Annotated in this window: 2 tRNA genes and 2 rRNA genes; all 4 read right to left on the bottom strand. The window is 54.6% G+C overall.

The window, feature by feature from the left end:
* Positions 1–1,144 (bottom strand): 23S ribosomal RNA (locus tag BMZ21_RS29790); the annotation flags it as partial.
* Between the two features lie 273 nt (positions 1,145–1,417).
* Positions 1,418–1,493, bottom strand: a tRNA-Ala gene (locus BMZ21_RS29785).
* Between the two features lie 77 nt (positions 1,494–1,570).
* Positions 1,571–1,647 (bottom strand) — tRNA-Ile (locus BMZ21_RS29780).
* A 246-nt stretch (positions 1,648–1,893) separates the two neighbouring features.
* A 16S ribosomal RNA gene (locus tag BMZ21_RS29775) occupies positions 1,894–2,595 on the bottom strand; the annotation flags it as partial.

The following is a 2,595-nucleotide window of genomic DNA, read 5'->3' as shown; positions in this document are numbered from 1 at the left end:
TCTTTAAAGGATGGCTGCTTCTAAGCCAACCTCCTGGTTGTTTTGGGATTCCCACATCCTTTCACACTTAGCCACGAATTGGGGGCCTTAGCTGTAAGTCAGGGTTGTTTCCCTCTCCACGACGGACGTTAGCACCCGCCGTGTGTCTCCCGCGCAGTACTTCTCGGTATTCGGAGTTTGGTTAGGTTTGGTAATACGGTAAGTACCCCGCACCCATCCAGTGCTCTACCCCCGAGAGTATTCACGCGAGGCGCTACCTAAATAGCTTTCGCGGAGAACCAGCTATTTCCGAGTTTGATTGGCCTTTCACCCCTAGCCACAAGTCATCCGAGACTTTTTCAACAGGCACCGGTTCGGTCCTCCAGTAAGTGTTACCTTACCTTCAACCTGCTCATGGCTAGATCACCCGGTTTCGGGTCTAATCCGACGAACTGAACGCCCTGTTCAGACTCGCTTTCGCTGCGCCTACGCCTAGCGGCTTAAGCTTGCTCGTCAGACTAAGTCGCTGACCCATTATACAAAAGGTACGCGGTCACCCAGGACGAACCTTGAGCTCCCACTGTTTGTAAGCATTCGGTTTCAGGTGCTGTTTCACTCCCCTCGTCGGGGTGCTTTTCACCTTTCCCTCACGGTACTTGTTCACTATCGGTCGCTGAGGAGTACTTAGGCTTGGAGGGTGGTCCCCCCACGTTCAGACAGGATTTCACGTGTCCCGCCTTACTCATGTCTCGACTGATTGCAGATCCGTACGGGGCTATCACCCATTGATGCGTGGTTTCCCAACCACTTCCGGTAACGCACAATCGAGCACTGGCCTGGTCCGCGTTCGCTCGCCACTACTAACGGAGTCTCGTTGATGTCCTTTCCTCCAGGTACTTAGATGTTTCAGTTCCCTGGGTTAGCTTTGAACCCCTATGTATTCAGAGTTCAATACCTTCTTGTGATCTCTGTTAGTCCGAAGACAGGCCCAAGCACAGGCCGGAGCCTGTCCTTGGAATAACAGAGATCGAAGGTGGGTTTCCCCATTCGGAAATCCGCGGATCAAAGCTCATTCGCAGCTCCCCACGGCTTATCGCAGCGTATCACGTCCTTCATCGCCTCTCAGCGCCAAGGCATCCACCGAATGCTCTTAAGGCACTTGATCGTTCTCATGATCGATGTCCGCGAGATCTTCGACCGCCCCGTAAAAGTGGGAACCACTTTTACGACAAGGGTTGTCGCAGAAAACGCAAAGACAAGATCAGAAAGACCATTATGCTTGCCGAATAGATCCGATTTAATCCGGGCGATTGGTGACCGCACCGAACATGCTGCAGGATGAGCAGCTCTCGAACCTATTCCCTCTTCACGATGACAAACAGCGTCACTCATCGTCGCGCACTGCGACAATCAGCAAAACCTGACATTTCCGGGCTTCTGGTGGAGCCAGACGGGATCGAACCGACGACCTGAAGCTTGCAAAGCTACCGCTCTCCCAACTGAGCTATGGCCCCATTCTAGAAGGGTCACGCGCCATTGGGCGCGGCGGCCGGTTAAGCCTCGCGAGCCTGGCGGCTCGAAGAGCAAAGCTTGGTGGGCCTGGGAGGATTTGAACCTCCGACCTCACGCTTATCAAGCGCGCGCTCTAACCAACTGAGCTACAGGCCCGAGGTCGAAAACCTCGAGGATACCTCGCGGCCAAAGACCTGCAAAAGATCTGCAAAGACCTGAAGCGTTGGCCCATTGAAAGCACCGGTCCCATCGGCCGATGCCGACGAACCTGAGCGCTTTCGCCCGGAAATTAGAAAGAGAAACGAAGACGGCGGTGTTCCGCATGTCGAAGCCTGACTGGCTTCTTTTGTTCCAAGCGAATTCAATACGAAACACAAGGTCTCGTGGAGAATTCTACCTTAGAAAGGAGGTGATCCAGCCGCAGGTTCCCCTACGGCTACCTTGTTACGACTTCACCCCAGTCGCTGAGCCTACCGTGGTCGCCTGCCTCCTTGCGGTTAGCGCGACGCCTTCGGGTAAACCCAACTCCCATGGTGTGACGGGCGGTGTGTACAAGGCCCGGGAACGTATTCACCGTGGCATGCTGATCCACGATTACTAGCGATTCCACCTTCATGTACTCGAGTTGCAGAGTACAATCTGAACTGAGACGGCTTTTTGGGATTAGCTCGAGGTCGCCCTTTCGCTGCCCATTGTCACCGCCATTGTAGCACGTGTGTAGCCCAGCCTGTAAGGGCCATGAGGACTTGACGTCATCCCCACCTTCCTCGCGGCTTATCACCGGCAGTCCCCCTAGAGTTCCCAACTGAATGATGGCAACTAGGGGCGAGGGTTGCGCTCGTTGCGGGACTTAACCCAACATCTCACGACACGAGCTGACGACAGCCATGCAGCACCTGTGCTCCGGCCAGCCGAACTGAAGAAAGGCATCTCTGCCGATCAAACCGGACATGTCAAAAGCTGGTAAGGTTCTGCGCGTTGCTTCGAATTAAACCACATGCTCCACCGCTTGTGCGGGCCCCCGTCAATTCCTTTGAGTTTTAATCTTGCGACCGTACTCCCCAGGCGGAATGCTTAAAGCGTTAGCTGCGCCACTGAAGTGCA

It is taken from the genome of Allobosea lupini, assembly GCF_900109525.1.
Classification (GTDB): Bacteria; Pseudomonadota; Alphaproteobacteria; order Rhizobiales; family Beijerinckiaceae; genus Allobosea; species Allobosea lupini.
This window is presented reverse-complemented; position numbering and strand designations above follow the sequence as displayed.